Source organism: Pseudomonas sp. NLJ1, from assembly GCF_049486705.1.
GTDB classification, from domain to species: Bacteria; Pseudomonadota; Gammaproteobacteria; order Pseudomonadales; family Pseudomonadaceae; genus Aquipseudomonas; species Aquipseudomonas inefficax.
On the sequence record NZ_CP137735.1, the window covers coordinates 2,976,524 to 2,992,789 of the forward strand.

Annotated in this window: 18 protein-coding genes; 14 read left to right on the forward strand and 4 right to left on the reverse strand. The window is 63.0% G+C overall.

Features of this window, described 5'->3' with window-relative positions; translation table 11 throughout:
• Positions 1-228: 228 nt before the first annotated feature.
• The 9 genes from R9B85_RS13315 to R9B85_RS13355 all read left to right on the forward strand — a co-directional run bounded on the left by R9B85_RS13315 (position 229) and on the right by R9B85_RS13355 (position 7,315).
• Positions 229-681 (forward strand): MarR family winged helix-turn-helix transcriptional regulator, encoded by a 453-nt coding sequence (locus tag R9B85_RS13315; RefSeq protein WP_112251167.1) that lies wholly within the window; start codon positions 229-231, stop codon positions 679-681.
• Positions 678-2,765: an FUSC family protein gene (locus tag R9B85_RS13320; protein WP_423770285.1), complete on the forward strand. Its 2,088-nt coding sequence runs from the start codon at positions 678-680 to the stop codon at positions 2,763-2,765. The genes R9B85_RS13315 and R9B85_RS13320 overlap by 4 nt, the downstream gene beginning before the upstream one ends.
• Positions 2,762-2,974, forward strand: coding sequence for a DUF1656 domain-containing protein (locus R9B85_RS13325; protein ID WP_003255905.1), 213 nt, complete (start codon positions 2,762-2,764; stop codon positions 2,972-2,974). Before R9B85_RS13320 ends, R9B85_RS13325 begins: the two co-directional genes overlap by 4 nt.
• On the forward strand, positions 2,971-3,846 hold the full coding sequence (locus R9B85_RS13330; protein ID WP_023662453.1) for an HlyD family secretion protein: 876 nt from the start codon (positions 2,971-2,973) through the stop codon (positions 3,844-3,846). Before R9B85_RS13325 ends, R9B85_RS13330 begins: the two co-directional genes overlap by 4 nt.
• On the forward strand, positions 3,843-5,261 hold the full coding sequence (locus R9B85_RS13335; RefSeq protein ID WP_423770286.1) for an efflux transporter outer membrane subunit: 1,419 nt from the start codon (positions 3,843-3,845) through the stop codon (positions 5,259-5,261). Before R9B85_RS13330 ends, R9B85_RS13335 begins: the two co-directional genes overlap by 4 nt.
• 527 nt (positions 5,262-5,788) lie before the next feature.
• Positions 5,789-6,115: a type II toxin-antitoxin system RelE/ParE family toxin gene (locus R9B85_RS13340; protein WP_112251173.1), complete on the forward strand. Its 327-nt coding sequence runs from the start codon at positions 5,789-5,791 to the stop codon at positions 6,113-6,115.
• A 13-nt stretch (positions 6,116-6,128) separates the two neighbouring features.
• The gene (locus R9B85_RS13345) at positions 6,129-6,413 is read left to right on the forward strand and encodes a helix-turn-helix domain-containing protein (protein ID WP_003260206.1); all 285 of its coding nucleotides are present in this window, start codon (positions 6,129-6,131) and stop codon (positions 6,411-6,413) included.
• A 378-nt stretch (positions 6,414-6,791) separates the two neighbouring features.
• Positions 6,792-7,067 (forward strand): hypothetical protein, encoded by a 276-nt coding sequence (locus R9B85_RS13350; protein ID WP_112251175.1) that lies wholly within the window; start codon positions 6,792-6,794, stop codon positions 7,065-7,067.
• On the forward strand, positions 7,064-7,315 hold the full coding sequence (locus tag R9B85_RS13355; protein WP_423770287.1) for a DUF3077 domain-containing protein: 252 nt from the start codon (positions 7,064-7,066) through the stop codon (positions 7,313-7,315). The genes R9B85_RS13350 and R9B85_RS13355 overlap by 4 nt, the downstream gene beginning before the upstream one ends.
• A gap of 203 nt (positions 7,316-7,518) precedes the next feature.
• On the opposite strand, the gene R9B85_RS13360 is transcribed toward R9B85_RS13355, so the two are convergent.
• A complete protein-coding gene (locus tag R9B85_RS13360) occupies positions 7,519-7,974 on the reverse strand; it encodes an REP-associated tyrosine transposase (protein WP_112251179.1) in 456 nt (151 codons plus the stop codon).
• 289 nt (positions 7,975-8,263) lie between these two features.
• Here R9B85_RS13360 and R9B85_RS13365 point away from each other — a divergent pair, with 289 nt between their 5' ends.
• The gene (locus R9B85_RS13365; RefSeq protein ID WP_207877641.1) at positions 8,264-10,207 is read left to right on the forward strand and encodes an FTR1 family protein; all 1,944 of its coding nucleotides are present in this window, start codon (positions 8,264-8,266) and stop codon (positions 10,205-10,207) included.
• A 141-nt stretch (positions 10,208-10,348) separates the two neighbouring features.
• Here the strand turns inward: R9B85_RS13365 and R9B85_RS13370 are convergent, their stop codons facing one another.
• Both R9B85_RS13370 and R9B85_RS13375 read right to left on the reverse strand, forming a co-directional pair.
• Complete coding sequence (locus tag R9B85_RS13370; protein ID WP_015268535.1) at positions 10,349-10,594, reverse strand: TIGR02647 family protein; 246 nt, start codon at positions 10,592-10,594, stop codon at positions 10,349-10,351.
• 70 nt (positions 10,595-10,664) lie between these two features.
• Positions 10,665-10,967 carry a hypothetical protein gene (locus R9B85_RS13375; RefSeq protein WP_023661318.1) on the reverse strand — a complete coding sequence of 101 codons (303 nt, stop codon included), beginning with the start codon at positions 10,965-10,967 and terminating at the stop codon, positions 10,665-10,667.
• A gap of 147 nt (positions 10,968-11,114) precedes the next feature.
• Here R9B85_RS13375 and R9B85_RS13380 point away from each other — a divergent pair, with 147 nt between their 5' ends.
• Positions 11,115-11,777 (forward strand): glutathione S-transferase, encoded by a 663-nt coding sequence (locus tag R9B85_RS13380; RefSeq protein WP_207877637.1) that lies wholly within the window; start codon positions 11,115-11,117, stop codon positions 11,775-11,777.
• Between the two features lie 124 nt (positions 11,778-11,901).
• On the opposite strand, the gene argH is transcribed toward R9B85_RS13380, so the two are convergent.
• Positions 11,902-13,296: an argininosuccinate lyase gene (gene argH, locus R9B85_RS13385; protein ID WP_112251186.1), complete on the reverse strand. Its 1,395-nt coding sequence runs from the start codon at positions 13,294-13,296 to the stop codon at positions 11,902-11,904.
• 295 nt (positions 13,297-13,591) lie between these two features.
• Here argH and R9B85_RS13390 point away from each other — a divergent pair, with 295 nt between their 5' ends.
• The 3 genes from R9B85_RS13390 to R9B85_RS13400 all read left to right on the forward strand — a co-directional run bounded on the left by R9B85_RS13390 (position 13,592) and on the right by R9B85_RS13400 (position 16,238).
• Positions 13,592-14,335: a LytR/AlgR family response regulator transcription factor gene (locus R9B85_RS13390; protein WP_015268539.1), complete on the forward strand. Its 744-nt coding sequence runs from the start codon at positions 13,592-13,594 to the stop codon at positions 14,333-14,335.
• 197 nt (positions 14,336-14,532) lie between these two features.
• Positions 14,533-15,474: a hydroxymethylbilane synthase gene (hemC, locus tag R9B85_RS13395; RefSeq protein WP_112251188.1), complete on the forward strand. Its 942-nt coding sequence runs from the start codon at positions 14,533-14,535 to the stop codon at positions 15,472-15,474.
• Positions 15,471-16,238 (forward strand): uroporphyrinogen-III synthase, encoded by a 768-nt coding sequence (locus tag R9B85_RS13400; RefSeq protein WP_112251190.1) that lies wholly within the window; start codon positions 15,471-15,473, stop codon positions 16,236-16,238. The genes hemC and R9B85_RS13400 overlap by 4 nt, the downstream gene beginning before the upstream one ends.
• Positions 16,239-16,266 lie beyond the last annotated feature (28 nt).

Below are 16,266 nucleotides of genomic sequence, written 5' to 3' on the forward strand. Positions count from 1 at the left end.
TGTTGTCTGTCCGGGCCTCTTCGCGGGTAAACCCGCTCCCACAGGTACTGTGCATGGCTTGAATCCTGTTCAGCATCTGTGGGAGCGGGTTCACCCGCGAAGAGGCCGGCACAGTCAGGCCATAACCCCAGCATGAACAACAATTCATCCATGCCTCCGGTTGACGACAGGGGGAGGCACAGGCGTATATTGATAGTTAGCAAACTATGAATATCCTTGGTTCCTGTCATGTCCCTTGATCTCCTGCGCCTGCAAGTCAGCAGTGGCATGGTGGTTGCCGCTCGCCATTGGCGGCGCATCTGCCATGCCGCGCTGACCGGTTACGGCATTTCCGAGGCCTGTGCCGCGCCGCTGCTGATGATCGTGCGCCTGGGTGACGGTGTGCATCAGGTGGCCGTGGCCCAGGCCGCCGGCCTGGAAAGCCCGTCGTTGGTGCGCCTGCTCGACCAGTTGTGCAAGGCTGGCCTGGTATGCCGCAGCGAGGACCCGCTGGACCGCCGCGCCAAGGCCCTGAGCCTGACCGCCGAAGGCCGCACCCTGGCCGAATCCATCGAAGCCGAACTGGTGCGCCTGCGCCGCGAAGTGCTGCATGGCATCGACCAGGCCGACCTGGAGGCCGCCTTGCGCGTGCTGCGTGCCTTCGAAGCCGCCGGCCTGGGCAACACAGGCGCGGTAGCATGAGCGGTTTCTTCAGCTCGGTACCACCCGCCCGCGATTGGTTCTATGGCGTGCGTACCTTTGCCGCTTCCATGATCGCCCTGTACATCGCCCTGCTCATGCAGTTGCCGCGCCCCTATTGGGCCATGGCCACGGTGTACATCGTCTCCAGCCCGTTCCTTGGCCCCACCAGCTCCAAGGCTCTGTACCGTGCCGTGGGCACGCTGCTCGGCGCCGGCGGGGCGATTTTCCTGGTACCACCGCTGGTGCAGTCGCCGTTGCTGCTGAGCATCGCCATCGCCCTGTGGACTGGCACCTTGCTGTTCCTTTCGCTGAACCTGCGCACTGCCAACAACTACGTGCTGATGCTGGCTGGCTACACCTTGCCGATGATTGCCCTGGCGGTGGTCGACAACCCGCTTGCGGTGTTCGATGTAGCGTCTTCCCGCGCGCAGGAAATCTGCCTGGGAATCGTCTGCGCGGCGGTGGTCGGGGCAATCTTCTGGCCACGGCGGCTGGCGCCGGTAGTAGTCGGTGCCACTGGTAGCTGGTTCACCGAGGCGATCCGCTACAGCGACACCTACCTGGCCCGCCAGGCCAGCGCAGACCAGGTTGGCGGCATGCGCGGGACGATGGTCACCACCTTCAACTCGTTGGAGCTGATGATTGGCCAGCTCGGCCATGAAGGCGCAGGTCCGCACACCCTGAAGAACGCCCGCGAGTTGCGCGGGCGCATGATCCACCTGCTGCCGGTAATCGACGCCCTCGACGACGCCCTGGTCGCCCTCGAAGGCCGCGCCCCAGCACAGTTCGCCCAGTTGCAACCGTTGCTCGATGCCGCCCGCGAATGGCTCAAGGGCACCCTCGACAGCGCCTCGGTCGCCCGCTGGGCCGCCCTGCACGAACAGATCGAGCGCCTGCAGCCGGGCGCCGCGGCCCTCGATCAGCGCGCCGAACTGCTATTGTCCAACGCCCTGTATCGCCTGACCGAATGGGTTGATCTGTGGCAGGACTGCTGCAGCCTGCAACATGCCCTGCGCAGCGACGATTCCAAACCCTGGCGCGCGGTGTATCGCCACTGGCGCCTGGGTCGCCTGACGGCGTTCTTCGACCGTGGCCTGATGCTGTATTCGGTGGCCTCCACCGTGCTGGCGATCGTTGTCGCCTGTGGCCTTTGGATCGGTCTGGGCTGGAACGACGGCGCCAGCGCAGTGATCCTCGCCGCCGTGTCGTGCAGCTTCTTCGCCGCCATGGACGACCCGGCGCCGCAGATCTACCGGTTTTTCTTCTGGACGCTGATGTCGGTCATCTTCTCCAGCCTGTACCTGTTCCTGGTGCTGCCCAACCTGCACGATTTCCCGATGCTGGTGCTTGCCTTCGCCGTGCCGTTCATCTGCGTTGGCACCCTGACCGTGCAGCCGCGTTTCTACCTGGGTACCTTGCTGACCATCGTCAACACCTCGACCTTCATCAGCATCCAGGGCGCCTACGATGCTGACTTCTTCACTTTCCTCAATTCCAACCTCGCCGGCCCCGTGGGGCTGCTGTTCGCCTTCATCTGGACCTTGGTGATGCGCCCGTTCGGCGTGGAGCTGGCGGCAAAGCGCATGACCCGCTTCGCCTGGCGCGACATCGTTGAAATGACCGAGCCGGCCACCCTGGCCGAGCACCGCCAGGTCGGTGTGCAGATGCTCGACCGCCTGATGCAGCACCTGCCGCGCTTGTCGCAAACCGGGCAGGACAGCGGCGTGGCACTGCGCGACCTGCGGGTGGGGTTGAACCTGCTCGACCTGCTGGCCTACATGCCGCGTGCCGGGCAGCAGGCTCGTGAGCGGCTGAACACGGTAGTCGAGGAAGTCGGCGCGCACTACGCTGCCTGCCTGCGCGCCGGCGAGCGCCTGCACGCCCCGGCCGCGCTGCTGCGCAACATGGAGCGCGCGCGCCTGGCGCTGAACCTGGATGAGCTGTACGAGCGCGGCGATGCCCGCACCCACCTGCTGCACGCACTGAGCGGCCTGCGCCTGGCACTGCTGCCGGGCGTGGAGGTGATGCTCGAGCCAGCCGAACAACCGCAACTGCCCCCCGGCCTCGACGGAGCACCCCTGTGATTGGTGAACTGGATATCAGCGGGGTATTCCTGCCCACGCTGCTGGTGATGATGTTTGGCACCTACCTGCTGTTCCTCGGGGTGCACGCGGTGCTGGTGCGCCTGCATTTCTACCGCCTGGTCTGGCACCGGGCGTTGTTCAACGTTGCCCTGTATGCCGTGCTGCTTGGTGCGGTGGACCACTTTTGCCGAAACCTGATGCTGCCATGAAAAAACCTTTGCTGACCCTGGGCCGTGTGGTCCTGACCTTGCTGGTAGTGACCTTCGCCGCCGTGCTCGTCTGGCAGATGGTGGTCTACTACATGTTTGCCCCTTGGACCCGCGACGGCCACATCCGCGCCGATGTTATCCAGATCGCCCCGGACGTGTCCGGGCTGATCCAGAAGGTCGAGGTACGTGACAACCAGACCGTCAAGCGCGGCGATGTGCTGTTCACCATCGATCAGGACCGCTTCACCCTGGCCCTGCGCCAAGCCAAGGCGACCCTGGGTGAACGCCAGGAAACCCTGGCCCAGGCCACCCGCGAAGCGCAGCGCAACCGCAAGCTTGGCAATCTGGTGGCCGCCGAACAGGTGGAAGAAAGCCAGTCCCGCGAGGCCCGTGCCCGTTCGGCCGTCAGCGAAGCACAGGTGGCCGTCGATACCGCCCAGCTCAACCTCGACCGCTCGGTGGTGCGCAGCCCGGTGGACGGTTACCTGAACGACCGAGCACCGCGTAATCACGAATTCGTCACCGCCGGCCGCCCGGTGCTGTCGGTGGTCGACAGCGCCTCGTACCATGTCGATGGCTACTTCGAGGAAACCAAGCTTGGCGGTATCCACATCGGCGATGCCGTGGACATTCGCGTCATGGGCGACAACACCCGCCTGCGTGGCCATGTGCAAAGCTTTGCCGCCGGCATCGAAGACCGCGACCGCAGCAGTGGTGCCAACCTGTTGCCCAACGTCAACCCGGCATTCAGCTGGGTGCGCCTGGCCCAGCGTATTCCGGTGCGCATCGCCTTTGATGAAGTGCCGCAAGACTTCCGCATGATTGCCGGGCGAACCGCCACGGTGTCGATCATCGAGGGCCAGCGCCCATGAAACAGCTGATCCTGGCGGGGCTGTGCCTGTCGTTGGGGGCCTGCATGATGGTCGGCCCCGACTATGAGGTGCCGAAGGACGCGGCGGTGCAACGCAGCGAGCTCAACGGCCCGCTGCGCCAGGATGCCGACAGCGTGGTATCGGCACCGGTGCCTGAGGACTGGTGGCAGCTGTATCAGGATCAACGGCTGAACGAGCTGGTGCGCCAGGCCCTGAGTGCCAACACCGACCTGCGCGTGGCTGCCGCCAACATTGCCAAGGCGCGCGCCCAGGTCGAAGTGGCTGAGTCGCAAGGTGGCTTCAACGGCGGCGTCAAACTTGGCGCCCAGCGCCTGCAGGAATCGGGCGAGGCCTTCCTGCTGCCAGAGAAAGTGCCGGTGGCCAACATCGGCGAGGCCATCATCAGTGCCTCGTACCAGTTCGACCTGTGGGGTACTTTCAAGCGTGGCACCGAGGCGGCCAAGGCCAATGCCGACGCAGTGCAGGCCGCCGCCGATACCGCCCGCATCACCCTGGTGGCGGATGTGGTCAAGGCCTACACCCAGGTGTGCTCGGCCAACGAGGAATACCACATTGCCCGCGAGTCGCTCGACCTGCAGGAGCAGAGCGTGAAGCTCAACCAGCGCCTGCGTGATGCCGGGCGTGGCGACGAACTCCAGGTCACCCGCTCGCAGACCCAGTTCAAATCCTTGCGCGCCGAACTGCCACGCTTCAAGGCGGAGCGCGAGACCGGTATGTACACACTGGCTGCCTTGTTGGCAAAACCGGTTGATCAGCTGCCTGCCGGCACTGCCGATTGTGCCGAGCTGCCGCACCTGAACCAGCTGGTGCCGGTGGGCGATGGCGCGGCGTTGCTCAAGCGCCGTCCAGACGTGCGCCAGGCCGAACGGCAGCTGGCCGCTGCCACTGCCTACATCGGCGTGGCCACCGGCGCCCTGTACCCCGACATCAGCATCGGCGCCCAGGTTGGCACCATTGGTATCCTCGAAAACCTTGGCGAGCCGGCGACCAACCGCTGGGGCTTTGGCCCGCAGATCAGCTGGACCATTCCCACCAACGGCACCCGTGCCCGCATTCGCATGGCCGAAGCCTCGACCCAGGCAGCCCTGGCGAATTTTGATGGGGTGGTGCTGAACGCCATTCGCGAGACCCAGACCCGCCTGGCGCAGTACAGCGCCCTGCTGGACCGGCGTGACGCGCTGGCCGAGGCGGAGAAGTCGGCCAAGGAAGCGGCGGACCAGACGCACCGGTATTACCAGGCGGGGCGTGAATCGTTCCTGGCCGACCTGCAGGCGACGCGCACCTACACCGACATGCGCGCGCAGCTGGCAGCGGCCAATAGTCAGGTGGCTCAGGGGCAGATTGGTGTGTTCCTGGCGTTGGGTGGGGGGTGGAAGGACACCGCCAAGCCTTGAGGCCCAATCGCCGGCAAGCCAGCTCCCACAGGTACTCCACCGCTTTTGAGACCTGTGGTTCACCTGTGATAGCCGGCTTGTGCATGCCTTGAAATTGGTACGGACCATGGGAGAGCTGGCTTGCCGGCGATCGAGGGCAAAGCCCTCGCCCAGGTTCTAGAGCTGGAAGACATTTCCGAACCAGAAACCAAATGCTTCAGTTCGAACGCCCTGTCGAATTATCCTACAGCACCTCTCGGAAGGTGCTGTCTTGGCTGGGAAGCACACCAGGTTTAATGTCCTTGGCTCGCCTTTTCAGGTGAGTTGCCTCACTTCTGTTGCCCATTCCTTTCTGTTTATTCGTTGTCGATAAAGGACATTTACAGGCTTGATGTTATATCGGTATCGATATAATTTGTGTGCAGGCTCCTGAAATCTGTGCATTGCCATGTACGCCAGAAAGGTGCAGCGGCATGACCAAACACACGGGTGAGGCATGAGGCGCAAGCGCAGCTGGCGATTGGAGCGATGGCGAAGGGGTATGCGGCATGTGGGACGGTCAGAAGCCTATCGAATGGGTAGGCGGCAGCAAGGATGATGTGCGCAGGTTTCCACCAGCGGCGAGGCAGCGGGCTGGGTATCAGCTGGACTTGATCCAGTCCGGTGAAGAACCTACCGACTGGAAGCCGATGGAGAATGTGGGGCAGGGTGTGCGGGAGATCCGCATCAAGTGTCAAGACGGTGCTTTTCGCGTGTTCTATGTTGTGAACCGCCCGGAGGCTGTCTATGTCCTGCATGCATTCCGCAAGACAACTGAAAAGACGGATAAGCGCGATATTGATGTGGCGAAAGCCCGTTTCAAGTCGCTGGACTGAGAGGTGATCAACAATGGCGAATGAACGCTCGGCATCTGTATGGGACGCGTTGGCTGATACGCCAGAAGAGGCCGACAACCTTCGGCTGCGCTCGCAGTTGATGCGTATTTTGGTCAAGACGGTGCGTGCCTGGGATCTACCTCAGAAGGATGCGGCGCGTCGGCTACATGTCACTCAACCGCGCTTGAGTGAGCTTTTGAATGGGAAGATTGACAAGTTTTCCCTGGATGCCCTGGTAAATCTGCTGGCCAATGCCGATCTGGAAGTGGATTTCACGGTGAAGGAAAAGCTCGCCTGAATCGGTGGCTGGACCATGAGGGCCAGGCCTTGCCGTTTTCAACCCGCACCGAACTGAGGCGTCGTAAGACATTTCCGAACCTGAAACCAAATGCTTCAGTTCGGATGCCCTGTCGAATTATCCTACAGCGCCTGTCGGAAGGTGCTGTCTTGGCTGGAAAGTGTTCCCGGAATACTGTCGTCGGGTCGCCTCGCAAGGCGATCGGGCGTGAGACACCCGGATTTCATTCGGTAGCACCGCTTTATGGCGGTCGTGTGCGGACAGGCTTCGGCCTGGCCGGGGTTACCGTATGTCCCGTGTCTCACACCGTGCACGACTGCCACCCAACTTCGTGAGACAAGGAGGAGAGCAGTTCAATCCCCCATACGGAGTTCTGCCATGAACAAGCTCGTCCCCGATCCACCAGTTACCGATCTGCTTCTGCTCGACCCTCCCGCGCTCTCACTAATCGATCCTCTCAGCCCCAAAGACTGCGAAGAGCTGATCAGCGCTCTCACCCTGACGATCGACCACACCACCATAGTCCTGCTCGACAACCCTCCCGGCGACACGCGCAATGCCATGGGCATGAATATTCGATTGCTCTGCCGCCTGATCAATGCCGTGTGCGACCGCACCCATGCAACCCGCCACGATCAAGGAGCGACCCGATGAGCGATGATCCAAGAGACTCTGCAACCGCAGGTGTGGAAACCTTCGACTTGTTCCGCCTGCAGCCAAATGTGCCGTTCAGCCATGCTTTCTCGCAGCTATCTGTGCTGCTGGGCTGTATACGCCACCTGACCACCGAAGCGGAAATGGAAAACGACCGCATTGCAGGTAGCGCTGCGCGGATACTAAGCGAGATGGCCAAGGCCTTGAACGATGATATGGAGCGGGGGATGAACAAGGTTCTTCAATAACCCTAAAGACCCCGGGGCCGCTATGCGGCCCATCGCCGGCAAGCCAGCTCCCACACCTGTACGCCACTGCTATCGAGTCCTGTGACTTACCTGTGTGGCTTGCCGGCGATGAGGCCCAGACAGGTCAGCGCCTGCCACAGGCCTGATGAGTACTCTGTGGGAGCTGGCTTGCCGGCGATAGGGCCCTGACAGGCAAAGCCCCATCAAAGCCAAATTGCATCCCAATGCGGATAATCCCCAACCCTCGCGACCAATCCTGCCCGCTTCGGATTCATGACAATGTACCGCGCCACCGCCTGCACATTCTCCTCCCGGCGCAATGCCCGGTCATGAAATCCCTTCTGCCAGAGCTGGCCGCTTCGCCCTTGATACCTGTTGATCATCATGGTGCTGCGAGATTTCACCCTGCGCATCAAGCGCTTCAGGCTGCCCGGTCCAAGCTCGACCAGCCAATGAAAGTGATCAGGCATCACCACCCAGGCCAGCGATCTTACGGCACCTTCCTCCTCAGCCTGGCGCAACTCGGCAACCAGCAAGCGGGCCGAGTGAAGGTCATTGAATATTGGGGCCCGGTCAAGGGTTGTGCTGGTAAGCAGATACAATCGACTGGTTTCCGAAAAACGGCCAAGCCGTAACTGGTCTGAGTGGGGACGATCCATGTTCCCTGTCTCCTGATGGTTTGCTCCTCAGGCTAGTGGCTATGGATCTGCGAATAACCAATCAATTGGTACCCGGTGTTTCCAGTGACATCGGCGCAGCCTTCATCGCCGGCAAACCAGCTCCCACCTCGACCGCATCTCCCTCAAGCCATGTGCAATACCTGTGGGCAGGCAACACAAGACAGAATCTCCCACAGGTTCAGCGCATTCCCCTCTTCATCTGATTTGTAGCAAGATTTTTCATGAAATCCGCCCAGCACCCTTGAGTGAAGCAAAGTGGGAGTGAACAATGTTCTCTTTCGCATTCCCTTCGAGACTGGCCATGAAAACCCGTTCCCGTCTGCTTGCTTGGCTGCCGGTTATTTTGCTCGGCCCGGTGCTGGCGCTGTGCAGCACCCTGGCGCTGGCCGAAGCCCCCGCCGAGGCCACCAAGGCCCTGCACCTGCTGGACTACATTGGCGCCGACTACCCGCCCACCGTGCAAGACGGCAAGGTGATCGACGATGGTGAATACCGCGAGCAGCAGGAGTTCAGCGCGGTATTGGCCGACTTGGTCAAAGGCCTGCCTGCGCATGCTGAACAAGCAGCCCTGGAGCAGGGCGTCCAGGCGCTGCGCCAGGCCATCGACCAGCGCCAGGACGGCCCGGCTGTTGCCAGGCAGGCCCGCCAGCTGGGTGCGCGCCTGGCGGTGGCCTACGAGGTCAGCCAGGCTCCGGTAATTACTCCGGACCCGGCCCGCGGCGCTTCGCTGTATGCGCAAAACTGCTCGATCTGCCACGGCGAAACTGGCGCCGGCGACGGCCCGGCCGGCGTGGGCCTGGAGCCTGCACCCGCCAACCTGCGCGATGTTTCGCGCCTCGACCAGTTGAGCCTGTTCGACCTCTACAACACCCTGGCCCTGGGCATCGATGGCACCGAGATGCCTTCGTTTGCCGACCAGCTGGACGACCGCCAGCGTTGGGATGTGGCTGCCTACATCGCCAGCTTCACCGCCAAGCCAGAAGCCGGCAAAGGCGACAAGGCCTGGAACATCGCCGACCTGGCCCGCCAGACCCCGGCCGAAGTCGCCGCCAGCGAAGGTGCCACGGCCGTGGAGGCGTTCCGCGCCCAGCGCGCGCAGCCGCCGCAGGTCAAACGTGGCCCGGCGCAATTGCTCGAATACACCGCGAGCACCTTGGACAAGAGCCTGGCGGCCTACCGCGCAGGTGATCACGACCAGGCCTATGACCTGTCAGTAGCGGCCTACCTGGAAGGCTTCGAGCTGGTGGAAAGCTCGCTGGACAACATCGACACCCAGGCGCGCAAGGACACCGAAAAATCGCTGATGGCCTACCGTCAGTCGCTGCAGGACGGCTTGCCCGTGGCCCAGGCCGAGCAACGCCTGAGCGAAGCCAAGGCCAAGCTCGAGCAGGCTTCCAAACTGCTGGGCAGCGATGGCCTGAGCTGGTCGCTGAGCTTTGTATCCGGCTTGCTGATCCTGCTGCGCGAAGGCCTGGAGGCGATTCTGGTGCTGGCGGCGATCCTGGCTTTCCTGCGCAATACCGGCCAGCAGTCGGCGGTGCGCAGCGTCAACATCGGCTGGGGCCTGGCGCTGGTGGCCGGTTTCGCAACCTGGGCGCTGGCAGCCTACGTGATCGACGTTGGTGGCGCCCAGCGCGAGCTGCTGGAAGGCTGCACGGCGCTTTTCGCCGCGGTGATGGTGCTGTGGCTTGGCGTGTGGATGCACGACCGCCGCCATGCTGCCGCCTGGCAGGATTACATCAAGAGCAGCCTGGTCAGTGGTGGCGGACGTTTCGGTTTTGCCGTGCTGGCGTTCTTCTCGGTTTACCGCGAACTGTTCGAAGTGATCCTGTTCTACGAAACCCTGTGGCTGCAGGCCGGCCCAGCCGGGCACCAGGCGGTGCTGGCGGGTGGTGCCACGGCGCTGGTGCTGCTGGTGGGGTTGGCCTGGGTGATCCTGCGTGGCTCGGCCAAGCTGCCGCTGTCGCTGTTCTTCAGCATCAACGCCGCGCTGCTATGTGCCTTGTCGGTGGTGTTCGCCGGGCATGGCGTGAAGGCGTTGCAAGAGGCCGGGGTACTTGGCACGCGGCCGGTGGCGTTCTTCGAGTTCGACTGGCTGGGGGTTCACGCTGACGCCTACTCGCTTTCGGCGCAGGCGCTGGCCTTGCTGGCCATCGTGTTCCTGTACGGGCGCTCGCGCCTGGCGGAAAGGCGCAGGGCGACAGCTCACTGACCGGCCTGCTCGGTCCCTGTGGGAGCGGGTTTACCCGCGAATCAGGCGACGCGGTGTATGGCACCGGCTGCGCCGGTGTTCGCGGCTGAAGCCGCTCCCACAGGGACCGCGCAAGTTTCAAAGTTTGACCAAGTCCGCCATTCAGGCCGGCTGTGGCGCCTTGAGAATGTTCTGCAGCAACTGGACACTCTCGACAGCGTCATGACCCAGGCTGGTCAGATAGCCGCCATCAGGTTGATCGGTCAGCCCTTTTTCATGCAGGCGTTGCGCGGCGGCTACCAGGGCAGGGGAAGCGTTCTTGTGAATCTTGATGCCTTCCTGGCTGCTGTCGTGCTTGAACAGCGAAAGTACTTCCAGTTCAGCGATCAGATCGGGGGTAAAAGGCATGGCGACTCCTGACTTCCAGACAAGGATGACGGCACCGTTCTACGGTGCCTGATCTTCGAGTGTAGCCGGGTTATTCGTCCTCGCCTTGATCCATCTCAGGTGGCAGCTCGGGCAGCGCACGCAGGGCGCTCTCGTACCACTCGCGGTCGAACTCGCGGTCTTCCACCAGCATGTTGTCAATTTCGAAGGCCAGTACATGGGCCATCAGGTTGAGAATGTCTTCGCGCTCGTAACCGACCAGGGTCAGTTTGTTGAACGTGGCTTTCGCCGCCGCCGGGTCGCCGCTTTCGATCTGGTTCTCGATGGCCTGGGTCAGCGTTGCCTCGGCGAAGGCTTCGTCGTCGTCATTGTCGATTTCGGTGGGCTCGCTCATGGCGGTACTCCTGTGATGGGATGCACAGTGTGCCACGCCCGTGGCGGCAATGCCCGGGCATTGACGGGGCGCATGACGCTGGTCAGCGGCGGGCGTACGGTCTATAAAAGCCGGGCCAACCCCTTACGGCCTGGAGGCTGTTACCTCATGCTCAAGCTTCATGGATTCTCTGTCAGCAACTACTACAACATGGTCAAGCTGGCCCTGCTGGAAAAAGGCTTGCCCTTCGAGGAAGTCACTTTCTATGGCGGCCAGGCGCCACAGGCGCTGGAAGTGAGCCCGCGAGGCAAGGTTCCGGTGCTGCAGACCGAACATGGCTTCCTCAGCGAAACCAGTGTGATCCTCGACTATATCGAGCAGACCCAGAGCGGCAAGGCGCTGCTGCCGGCCGACCCGTTCGGGCAGGCCAAGGTGCGCGAACTGCTCAAGGAAATCGAGCTGTACATCGAGCTGCCGGCGCGTACCTGCTATGCCGAGTCTTTCTTTGGCATGCAGGTCGAGCCGCTGATAAAGGAAAAAGCCCGTACCGACCTGCTGGCAGGTTTTGCCACGCTCAAGCGCAACGGCCGCTTCGCACCCTATGTAGCGGGTGAACAACTGACCCTGGCAGACCTGATGTTCTGCTTCTCGGTCGACCTGGCCTGTGCCGTGGGCAAGAAAGTGCTGAACATCGACTTCCTGGCGGACTTCCCGCAGGCCAAGGCGTTGTTGCAGCTGATGGGCGACAACCCGCACATGGCGCGGATCGTGGCGGACAAGGAGGCGGCGATGCCGGCCTTCATGGAGATGATTCGTAGCGGTAAACGCTAAGAATAGTGTTGGGGCATTCGCGGGTAAACCCGCTCCCACAGGTACAGCACTGCTTTTGAAGCCTGTGCAATACCTGTGGGAGCGGGTTCACCCGCGAACGAGGGCGAAGCCCTCGCAATGGGCCTTAACGCGAAGCCAGCAGCGCCTTGCCGCGGGCAACCGCCGCACGCACCTGCGCCGGTGCAGTACCACCAATGTGGTTACGAGCATTCACCGAGCCTTCCAGGGTCAGCACGGCAAACACGTCCTGCTCGATCTGGTCACTGAACTGGCGCAGTTCGTCCAAGCTCATCTCGGCCAGGTCCTTGCCGGTGTCGACGCCATACTTCACCGCGTGCCCCACGATCTCGTGGCAATCACGGAACGGCAGGCCACGGCGTACCAGGTAGTCGGCCAGGTCGGTAGCGGTGGAGAAACCGCGCAGGGCCGCTTCACGCATGATGGCGTGCTTGGGCTTGATTGCCGGGATCATGTCGGCAAAGGCACGCAGCGAGTCGCGCAGGGTGTCGGCGGCGTCGAACAGCGGTTCCTTGTCTTCCTGGTTGTCCTTGTTGTAGGCCAGCGGCTGGCCTTTCATCAGGGTCAGCAGGCCGGTCAGGGCGCCGAATACACGGCCGCTCTTGCCGCGTACCAGTTCCGGCACATCCGGGTTCTTTTTCTGCGGCATGATGGAACTGCCGGTGCAGAAGCGGTCTGGCAGGTCAATGAACTGGAACTGCGCGCTGGTCCACAGCACCAGCTCTTCGGAGAAGCGCGACAGGTGCATCATCGCCACGCTGGCGGCGGCGCAGAATTCGATGGCGAAGTCGCGGTCCGACACGCCGTCCAGCGAGTTGCCGGCCACGGCTTCGAAGCCCAGCAGCTTGCAGGTAAGTTCGCGGTCGATCGGGTAGGTGGTGCCTGCCAGCGCGGCGCTGCCCAGGGGCATGCGGTTGGCACGCTTGCGGCAGTCGACCAGGCGCTCGTAGTCGCGGCTGAGCATTTCGAACCAGGCCAGCAGGTGGTGGCCGAAGGTGACCGGCTGGGCAGTTTGCAGGTGGGTGAAGCCGGGCATGATGGTTTCGGCTTCACGCTCGGCCTGCTCCAGCAGGCCCTGCTGCAGGCGGGTGATTTCGGCCAGGATCAGATCGATTTCGTCGCGCAGCCAAAGGCGAATGTCGGTGGCCACCTGGTCGTTGCGGCTACGGCCGGTGTGCAGCTTCTTGCCAGTGATGCCGATACGGTCGGTCAGGCGTGCCTCGATGTTCATGTGCACGTCTTCGAGGTCGACACGCCAGTCGAAGGTGCCAGCCTCGATCTCGCCCTGGATGGTCTTCAGGCCATCGATGATGGTGTCGCGCTCGACATCGCTGAGCACGCCGACCTGCGCCAGCATGGTGGCATGGGCGATCGAACCCATGATGTCGTGGCGGTACAGGCGCTTGTCGAAATCGACCGAGGCGGTGAAACGGGCGACGAAGGCGTCGACGGGCTCACTGAAGCGGCCGCCCCAGGACTGATTGGTCTTGTCGGTGCTCATGGATTCACTCATTGCAGGCGTGAACGAAAAAGTGGCGCCGATAATAGCAGGGTTGGACTGGCTGCCGCAGGGCGCCGGTCGAGAGAAATGCCCGGAAAATGGCTGAGAAGGATTTCAAGGAATGAACGGCAGTGTTCCACGGACCGTCTACAGTTGGACAGAGGACTGGCAGTGAATCTGCCGGCCGAGTGAATCTTTGGCCATCGCACCGGTCTAGAGCGTGACCTTGTGTCGCTCGAACCATACCTGTCTACGCTATACCTGTGCGAGACTCATTCAGGAATCCAGCGCAATTATGAATGTCCTGATCGTTGATGACGAACCCCAAGGCCGTGAGCGCCTTAGCCGGCTGCTCGGCGAACTGGAGGGTTACACCGTGCTGGAGCCTAGCGCCACCAACGGCGAGGAGGCCTTGGCGCTGATCGAAAGCCTCAAGCCCGATGTGGTCCTGCTGGACATCGGCATGCCAGGCCTGGACGGCCTGCAGGTTGCTGCTCGCCTGTGCGAGCGCGAGGCGCCGCCGGCGGTGGTGTTTTGCACCGGGGACGATGAATACGGTGCCGAGGCTTTCAAGGACAGTACCCTCAGCCATGTGACCAAACCTTTCCAGGCCCAGGCCTTGCGCGATGCCTTGCGCAAGGCCGAAAAACCCAACCGCGCCCAGTTGGCGGCGCTCACCAGGCCGGCCAACGAAGGCGGCGGCCCGCGCAGCCACATCAGTGCCCGCACGCGCAAAGGCATCGAGCTGATCCCTTTGCCCCAGGTGATCTATTTCATTGCCGACCACAAGTACGTGACCTTGCGCCACGAGGCCGGGGAGGTGCTGCTCGACGAGCCGCTCAAGGCCCTGGAAGACGAGTTTGGCGAACGCTTCGTGCGTATCCACCGCAATGCGCTGGTCGCCCGTGAGCGTATCGAGCGCCTGCAGCGCACGCCGCTGGGGCATTTCCAGCTGTACCTGAAAGGCCTTGACGGCGACGCCCTGACCGTAAGCCGCCGGCATGTGGCCGGTGTGCGCAAGATGATGCAGACCCTCTGATACGGCGCCCGCATGGTAAGGGCTGCGCCCTTGTTCGCGGCTGAAGCCGCTCCCACAGGTATGGTGCCGCTCTGAAGGCAGTGATGAACCTGTGGGAGCGGCTTTAGCCGCGAAGAGGCCCTCAGCTGATCCACATCTGCTAGCGATACCGGCGATGCTGTTATCATCGGCAGCATTTATCTGGATCGGGGCGTTCCATGTCCACTCGCGAAATCCGCATTGCCACCCGTAAAAGTGCCTTGGCCCTGTGGCAGGCCGAATACGTCAAAGCCCGCCTCGAGCAGGCTCACCCCGGTCTGCTGGTGACCTTGGTTCCCATGGTCAGCCGTGGCGACAAGCTGCTCGACGCGCCGCTGGCGAAGATCGGCGGCAAAGGCCTGTTCGTCAAGGAACTGGAAACTGCCCTGCTGGACAATGAAGCCGACATCGCCGTGCATTCGATGAAGGACGTGCCCATGGACTTCCCCGAAGGCCTGGGCCTGTACTGCATCTGCGAGCGCGAAGACCCGCGCGATGCCTTCGTTTCCAATACCTTCGACAGCCTCGAAGCGCTGCCTGCCGGCAGTATCGTCGGCACCTCCAGCCTGCGTCGCCAGGCCCAGCTGCTGGCGCGTCGCCCGGACCTGCAAATCCGCTTCCTGCGCGGCAATGTCAACACTCGCCTGGCCAAGCTGGATGCCGGTGAGTACGACGCCATCATCCTCGCCGCCGCCGGCCTGATCCGCCTGGGCTTCGAAGAACGAATCACCTCCACCATCAGCGTCGATGACAGCCTGCCGGCTGGCGGCCAGGGCGCGGTGGGCATCGAGTGCCGTAGCGCCGACCAGGAAATCCATGCGCTGCTGGCGCCGCTGCATCATGCCGATACCGCCGACCGGGTGGTGGCCGAACGTGCCCTGAACAAACGCCTGAATGGCGGCTGCCAGGTACCGATCGCCTGCTATGCGGTGCTGGAAGGTGACCAGCTTTGGCTGCGTGGCCTGGTAGGCCAGCCCAGCGGCGGTACACTGCTGGTGGCCGATGCCCGCGCACCCCGTACTGCCGCCGAAACCTTGGGCGTGCAGGTGGCCGAGGACCTGCTGGGGCAGGGCGCCGAGGCCATCCTCAAGGAAGTCTACGGCGAGGCCGGCCACCCGTGAGCTCCTGGCGCCTGTTGCTGACCCGGCCTGCCGAGGATTGTGCGGCACTGGCGCAAAGCCTGGCAGCGGCGGGGGTAGCCAGCAGCTGCCTGCCGCTGCTGGCAATCGAGCCCGTCGCTATGGATAACCAGCAACGCCTGTTGCTGGAAGGCCTGCAGGGCTTCCAGGCGATCATTGTGGTCAGCAAGCCGGCAGCCCGGTTGTTGCTTGAGCAACTGGCCGATGCCGGCCTGCAGCCACCCGTGCAAGGCTGGTTCACTGTGGGCGAGGCGACCGCCGCCGTGCTGCAGCGGGCGGGCCTGACGGTGAGCTTCCCGCCAAGTGGCGATGACAGCGAAGCTTTGCTGGCACTGCCGGTCCTGCGCCAGGCAGTTGCCACGCCGGCACCGCGGATCTTGATCGTTCGTGGTGTCGGAGGTCGCGAACTGCTGGCAGAGCGTCTTGCAGAGCAAGGTGCTAGTGTCGATTATCTGGAACTGTATCGTCGCTGCCTGCCGGCTTACCCGGCGGGCACCCTGATGCGCCGCATCGAAGCGGAACGCCTCAATGGCCTGGTGGTCAGCAGTGGGCAGGGTTTTGAACACTTGCAGCAGATGGCCGGCGCCGATTGGCCGCAGCTGGCGCGTCTGCCGCTGTTCGTGCCCAGCCCTCGGGTTGCAGACCAGGCCAGGGCCGCCGGGGCCCAACAGGTTGTGGATTGCCGTGGCGCCAGTGCCACGGCCTTGCTGGTAGCCGTGCAGCGCAGCGCTGCACCTGCCTCTTAAGGCGCTAAGCTGAACGCGATGCGCCCCC

What these genes read in the sequence shown, in the direction of transcription:
- R9B85_RS13315 (WP_112251167.1), top strand. Translation starts at nt 229, where the DNA reads ATGTCCCTTGATCTCCTGCGCCTGCAAGTCAGCAGTGGCATGGTGGTT.
- R9B85_RS13320 (WP_423770285.1), top strand. Translation starts at nt 678, where the DNA reads ATGAGCGGTTTCTTCAGCTCGGTACCACCCGCCCGCGATTGGTTCTAT.
- R9B85_RS13330 (WP_023662453.1), top strand. Translation starts at nt 2,971, where the DNA reads ATGAAAAAACCTTTGCTGACCCTGGGCCGTGTGGTCCTGACCTTGCTG.
- R9B85_RS13335 (WP_423770286.1), top strand. Translation starts at nt 3,843, where the DNA reads ATGAAACAGCTGATCCTGGCGGGGCTGTGCCTGTCGTTGGGGGCCTGC.
- R9B85_RS13340 (WP_112251173.1), top strand. Translation starts at nt 5,789, where the DNA reads ATGTGGGACGGTCAGAAGCCTATCGAATGGGTAGGCGGCAGCAAGGAT.
- R9B85_RS13345 (WP_003260206.1), top strand. Translation starts at nt 6,129, where the DNA reads ATGGCGAATGAACGCTCGGCATCTGTATGGGACGCGTTGGCTGATACG.
- R9B85_RS13350 (WP_112251175.1), top strand. Translation starts at nt 6,792, where the DNA reads ATGAACAAGCTCGTCCCCGATCCACCAGTTACCGATCTGCTTCTGCTC.
- R9B85_RS13355 (WP_423770287.1), top strand. Translation starts at nt 7,064, where the DNA reads ATGAGCGATGATCCAAGAGACTCTGCAACCGCAGGTGTGGAAACCTTC.
- R9B85_RS13360 (WP_112251179.1), bottom strand. Translation starts at nt 7,974, where the DNA reads ATGGATCGTCCCCACTCAGACCAGTTACGGCTTGGCCGTTTTTCGGAA.
- R9B85_RS13365 (WP_207877641.1), top strand. Translation starts at nt 8,264, where the DNA reads ATGTTCTCTTTCGCATTCCCTTCGAGACTGGCCATGAAAACCCGTTCC.
- R9B85_RS13370 (WP_015268535.1), bottom strand. Translation starts at nt 10,594, where the DNA reads ATGCCTTTTACCCCCGATCTGATCGCTGAACTGGAAGTACTTTCGCTG.
- R9B85_RS13375 (WP_023661318.1), bottom strand. Translation starts at nt 10,967, where the DNA reads ATGAGCGAGCCCACCGAAATCGACAATGACGACGACGAAGCCTTCGCC.
- R9B85_RS13380 (WP_207877637.1), top strand. Translation starts at nt 11,115, where the DNA reads ATGCTCAAGCTTCATGGATTCTCTGTCAGCAACTACTACAACATGGTC.
- argH (WP_112251186.1), bottom strand. Translation starts at nt 13,296, where the DNA reads ATGAGCACCGACAAGACCAATCAGTCCTGGGGCGGCCGCTTCAGTGAG.
- R9B85_RS13390 (WP_015268539.1), top strand. Translation starts at nt 13,592, where the DNA reads ATGAATGTCCTGATCGTTGATGACGAACCCCAAGGCCGTGAGCGCCTT.
- hemC (WP_112251188.1), top strand. Translation starts at nt 14,533, where the DNA reads ATGTCCACTCGCGAAATCCGCATTGCCACCCGTAAAAGTGCCTTGGCC.